Raw genomic sequence first — 4,651 nt, forward strand, 5'->3', positions numbered from 1 at the left:
GCCTCGGCCACCCAACTGGCAATCTGGTAAAAGAGAGGGACAAACTCATCCAGGTCCAGTTCTTCTTCAATAACCTCAGCGGTAATTTCCGGGTGATTAAAGGCAGCAGCGATCAGGCGTTCCATCTCGCTTAGAGCTTCCTCATCGCCTTGCTCTTTATCGCCGAATTTATCCTTGAATTTGGTCACTTCGCGCCAGAGTTTGACCTTGGGCGGCGGTGCGGTGTATGTCTTTCCTTTAAGAGTAATCTTGGGGTTCTCCATCGATATCCCTCCCTGTGTGATAGCGGTACAAAAACCGCCCCGATTGGTTTAATCGGCGGTGGTGAAGCTGCCGATTGAAGCATTGGCCAGGTTTTGGCCGTAAATATCTCTGACACCCTGCGTGCATACCATGATGTAATCCGCGCCCGGGACCAAATTGCTGGCCGGATTGAAAGTCACCACCTTGTGTTCTGAATCGATACCAAGGACTCCGGCAACTAAGGACCCATCATCAGCCTTTAATAAGATAAAATTAGCGGCGGTTACATCGGTAGCCTGGATGGCGTTGGCAAAGGTCCAGGTCAGGTTAGCGTCTGCTGCCACTCCGCTGGAACCATCCACCGGACTTATTGTCACCGTCAAAGGGGCGGGGGCCGCTCCGTCCACCGCCGTGAACCAATTTGTGCCGGTTGAAGCTGTCCAATCGGGATGATCCTCATCGCCGATCTTCTGCCAGGCGTTGTCAAAGGTGCGTTTGATAAATGTCCCCTTGATTTTGGGGGTCTGAAATTTGGGCTTATCCTCCGCAGTCTGGTACTCTTGCTCCTGCAGGGCGAATTTCCCTTTATACAGCCATACATAGCGGTAGCTGCCGTTGCTCTTTTTGGACTTGAACCCCAAAGCCACATAAGGCGCGGTATCGGTTGACTTTTTGATCAGCACCCCGCCAGTGACACTGTGTCCCAAAAGGACCGCCTGGGTGTTGAGGTCAATATCTTTAGTCTCAAACTCCACATCGATTTCTCCCAGCGAGGTAACGGTTTCATCAGGCCCGTCGTCGCAGTACAGGGTTTCTGTGTTGCTCTTGGGACTTATTTTGGCGTTGATAGCCCCGGCTATGGCCACCGGGCTGTTATATGTCGTTGCTAAAGGCGTATCGCTGGTAAGAACCGCGTAATACAGGCTGTTTAAGCCTACTTGTACCCCTGCCATTTTTTAACCTCCTTCAACTTCCCGCTCAGTCACATACCTGAGCGCTTTATGATAAATTCCGGTATCGTCTTCATAAAGATCAGCGCTGCTAGTTCTTTTAAAGCCTAATGATTTCATGATTTTGTCCACCTCGGCGGCAATAGGGGAGGTGCTGGCTGCTTTTACCCACACATCCACTTGCAGGTGCACCTCAGCCACAAAAGCAGTGCCGTCTGCCCAGGCGGAATCGAAATTAGTTAACTCAAACAAAGTAATGTATTTATCTAAGCCCTCCGGTGCTTTCAGCTGGTAGATATGAGCCCCGCCCAATAAAGCCAGTAAATCTGTGTTTTCCTCCAAAGCCGCCAGGACTTCCGGTTTGACATTGATCATAGGTCAAGCCCCGCTTTCAGGGTCTGCCTGATGGTTTCCAGCACCTGTTTTTTGCTTTCGGCTTGGGCCGGACCCATGAAAGGGCGGGCGGTCATCTTGGAGGTGCCGTACTCCAGAAATTTGCCATAAAAAAAGGGAGCCTTTGGCCCCACCTCCACGTATTTGCCGCTTTCATCCTGCTTTGGTTCGCAAATCACGATATTGTCGGCCAGATGCTCCTTTGCCTCTAAACTGCGCGGCGCTTTTTGGCTGGCGTTTTCCTGGACGATCTTGGCCCCGGCATAGAGGGCTTGGTTCTCTACCGGAGCGGCTCTTTGCCCCAGTTCCTTTAGCCTATCTAAAATCTCATCCATACCTTCCAGGGTCAGATTACCCGCCACCGGGGATCACCTCCTTGCACATCAGTTCTATTACATGGTGCCGCTCATCCTTATCGATTACCGACAGAATTTGAAATACCCGGGAGCCATATAGTACCCGCATGGAAGTAGTTAGCCCGGTTCGGTAGCGGATTTTAATCCGGGTGGTGACTTCCGACTGCAAGGCTCCCGCCTGGAAATATTCTTTACCCGATATGTCCGACACTGCTGCCCACACTGTGGCTACTGTAGTCCAGTTTTCCAGGGGGATGCCTTCTGATTTGGTGATAGTCTTGGCCTGCAAGGTAATACGCTGCCGCATCTGACCCATTAAATCGCGCTTCTTCATAATTACCACCCTTCTCGGCGGTAGGCGAATAGGAGCCTGGTCATAAACTCAATTAATGCTTTCATGTCGACTGCTTCCCGTAGTTCATAAAGATTGCCGATAGCATAGAGTAGGGCTTGTTTAACTGTTTCCGGCACCTCGGTAAATTCGGTCAGGGGAAAGCGCAGAATGTCCTGGCAGAGCTCCTCGGCGGCACCTATGAGATTGGTGATGAGCGTATTGTCTTCATCACCGTCTACTTTTAGATACAGTTTTACTTCCTCCAAAGAAAGCACCAATACGCCCACCGCCTTTCATTACTCGGCTGCCATAAGTCCTGCAGCTTTAAGCTTAGCGAGGAGGGCATTGAAGTCGGTCACCAGTTCGGCCACCTCGGCTGCAATACTGTCGGCCTGATTGGCAGCGGTCTTGGCAGCTATAGCATCATTTAAAACCTTGCCCTGTTTAGCCGACAGGGCGCTGGTCGCTGAGGTTGAGTCAAGGGCATCAACCACCGGGACGGATAAGATACCTTCAATTGTTGCACCTTCCGCAATTGTCAGCTTGCCGCTGGCCGCAATCTCAAGCGATCCGCCAATGACGGTTTTCTCGCCGCCTTGCTCAGTGTAGTTTTTTACATTGCTCATAACTCACACCTACGCTTTCATCTTAAGTACCTTGATGGCTTCAGAGAGAATCAGCTTGCCGTCCACCCGCTGGGTTGCCTTAAATCCTACCTGACCGGTTGCCGCATAAAGCTCGTTCAGCCTTTGGAAGGAGCGGCCTTGCCGATCAGCAATCCAGTAGTAGCCGAAATCGCCGAAAGCGATAGTTTTAGCCCCTGCCGCAATTGTCGGTACATAGGCTGAAGTCTTGACCGGACGATTTAAAATCGTATCCGGTTGTCCGGCAGAAATGGAGGGCTGCCACAGGTACTGGCCATTGCCGTCCTTTAATTTTCTGATGGCTTTGACAGTGGAATCATTCATCACGAATACGGCGTTTTTGCGGTAAGGGGACTTAAGGCTGTAGAACAGATCCATGATCTCATCCACCGTAATTGCCGTTGCTGAAGCGGCAGTTACACCCAGTTCCGCTCCGCCGGTAGCATTGAAAATCCCGGTCGGCTTGCCGGTTCCGTTACCGATGAAGAAGGATTCCTCTTCCTTGGCACCGATTCTGCGGGCAAATTCCCGGGCGATATATGACTCCAGATTAAAGACGCTGTCATTTAACAATTCCTCGGATACCTTGATCATGGTGGCCAGCTTGTACGCCCCTATGGAAACCTGCCCAAAGGCATCGTCTGATTCCGGGATAGCACCTTCTTCATCCACCCAGGAGGCGGTTCCTTTGGATGCTACGACCGGTATTTTGCGGTCGCCGCTGGCAGTTTGGATGATCTTGGCCATGGTGCGGAAGATGTTTTCTTCTTGCAGAGCTTCGACCAGGGTACGCTCGAACTCGTCCGGCACCAGGTAGCCTCCCTCGGAATCGGTTCCCACCTGCAGCGCGTTTAATACTTCGTAGCCCGCTGTCTTGCTACGCATGGCGTTCCAGAAGGCTCGTTTGTACTCGTCACTGGCCCGGCCGGTTTTATTCTCAGGGTTGGGCTGCCCGGGCTTACCGGTAATAGGTGTATTGACGGGCTTGTTAAGCTCCGCGTCCAATGCCTGCTGACGCTCCAGCCGATCGATTTCTTTGCCGAGATTCACCACATCGGCTTCCATCTTTTCATAGGTGGCAACGTCCTCGGCGGAAAGGAGCCCGTCAGCGCCGCGCTTGCTGTCCAGAAAGGCTTTAGCGGCATCCCAGGCTTTGGCTCTTTTCTCACGCAGTTCTAAGATTTTGCTCATGGTTATTCCTCCCATTCTAATGTTTTAATAGGCTGAGCCGCTTTTCCAGGTAGCTGAGCGGGGTGCCGGTCGGCGGTTTAGGGTTATTAACCTGGGGCAGCGGAAACTTTCTTACCAGCGCGTTGGTAACCGTCATTTTGTCAAAAAGATAAGCCGCACTGGGCGGCTCGTTTAGGTGTTCTTCGGTTGTGTATAAGACTTTGTCGGCAAAGCCCAGCTCCACTGCTTTCCAGGCATTAAACCAGCTTTCGGCATCCATCATGTGCGAAATTTTGGCTCTTGATAAACCGGTTTTCTGCTCGTAGGCATTGATGATGCTTTCTTTAACCTCTGACAGCATGGCAATACCGCTTTTAAGGTCAGATATTTCCCCGAATATGACGGTGGCGGGGTTATGGATCATCATCATGGCTACCGGAGACATGTGAACCTCGTCCGCCGCCATGGCGATTACCGAAGCCGCACTGGCAGCAAGCCCCTCGATTTTGACGGTAATGTGTCCCGGATACTCTTTTAACATGGTGTAGATTTGACTGGCGG

General features: G+C 51.7%; 9 protein-coding genes. All 9 read right to left on the bottom strand.

Translation table 11 applies throughout. From position 1 onward, the window contains the following. Window positions 1-263 (bottom strand): phage tail assembly chaperone G (gene gpG, locus B2633_RS10690; protein ID WP_483170633.1); only part of this gene is annotated, 263 nt, incomplete at its 3' end. A 48-nt stretch (window positions 264-311) separates the two neighbouring features. After that, window positions 312-1,196: a major tail protein gene (locus tag B2633_RS10695; protein WP_483170634.1), complete on the bottom strand. Its 885-nt coding sequence runs from the start codon at window positions 1,194-1,196 to the stop codon at window positions 312-314. A 3-nt stretch (window positions 1,197-1,199) separates the two neighbouring features. After that, window positions 1,200-1,568, bottom strand: coding sequence for a tail completion protein gp17 (gp17, locus tag B2633_RS10700; RefSeq protein WP_483170635.1), 369 nt, complete (start codon window positions 1,566-1,568; stop codon window positions 1,200-1,202). After that, window positions 1,565-1,948, bottom strand: a complete 384-nt coding sequence (locus B2633_RS10705; RefSeq protein ID WP_483170636.1) for an HK97-gp10 family putative phage morphogenesis protein — start codon at window positions 1,946-1,948, stop codon at window positions 1,565-1,567. The genes gp17 and B2633_RS10705 overlap by 4 nt, the downstream gene beginning before the upstream one ends. After that, a complete protein-coding gene (locus B2633_RS10710) occupies window positions 1,938-2,276 on the bottom strand; it encodes a phage head closure protein (protein WP_483170638.1) in 339 nt (112 codons plus the stop codon). The genes B2633_RS10705 and B2633_RS10710 overlap by 11 nt, the downstream gene beginning before the upstream one ends. Before the next feature lie 2 nt (window positions 2,277-2,278). Continuing rightward, entirely contained in the window at window positions 2,279-2,563 is a 285-nt protein-coding gene (locus B2633_RS10715; RefSeq protein ID WP_483170640.1) for a head-tail connector protein, read from the bottom strand. Between the two features lie 9 nt (window positions 2,564-2,572). Then, entirely contained in the window at window positions 2,573-2,902 is a 330-nt protein-coding gene (locus B2633_RS10720; protein ID WP_214082552.1) for a hypothetical protein, read from the bottom strand. Between the two features lie 9 nt (window positions 2,903-2,911). Beyond that, window positions 2,912-4,111 carry a phage major capsid protein gene (locus B2633_RS10725; protein WP_483170642.1) on the bottom strand — a complete coding sequence of 400 codons (1,200 nt, stop codon included), beginning with the start codon at window positions 4,109-4,111 and terminating at the stop codon, window positions 2,912-2,914. Between the two features lie 16 nt (window positions 4,112-4,127). Then, a partial coding sequence (locus B2633_RS10730) for a head maturation protease, ClpP-related (protein ID WP_483170644.1) occupies window positions 4,128-4,651 on the bottom strand: 524 nt, incomplete at its 5' end.

The organism is Syntrophomonas sp. UBA1041 (assembly GCF_002316705.1).
In the GTDB taxonomy this organism is placed as follows: Bacteria; Bacillota; Syntrophomonadia; order Syntrophomonadales; family Syntrophomonadaceae; genus DTU019.

Coding starts and splice junctions, on each gene's coding strand:
- B2633_RS10695 (WP_483170634.1), bottom strand. CDS start 1,196: ATGGCAGGGGTACAAGTAGGCTTAAACAGCCTGTATTACGCGGTTCTT.
- gp17 (WP_483170635.1), bottom strand. CDS start 1,568: ATGATCAATGTCAAACCGGAAGTCCTGGCGGCTTTGGAGGAAAACACA.
- B2633_RS10710 (WP_483170638.1), bottom strand. CDS start 2,276: ATGAAGAAGCGCGATTTAATGGGTCAGATGCGGCAGCGTATTACCTTG.
- B2633_RS10720 (WP_214082552.1), bottom strand. CDS start 2,902: ATGAGCAATGTAAAAAACTACACTGAGCAAGGCGGCGAGAAAACCGTC.
- B2633_RS10725 (WP_483170642.1), bottom strand. CDS start 4,111: ATGAGCAAAATCTTAGAACTGCGTGAGAAAAGAGCCAAAGCCTGGGAT.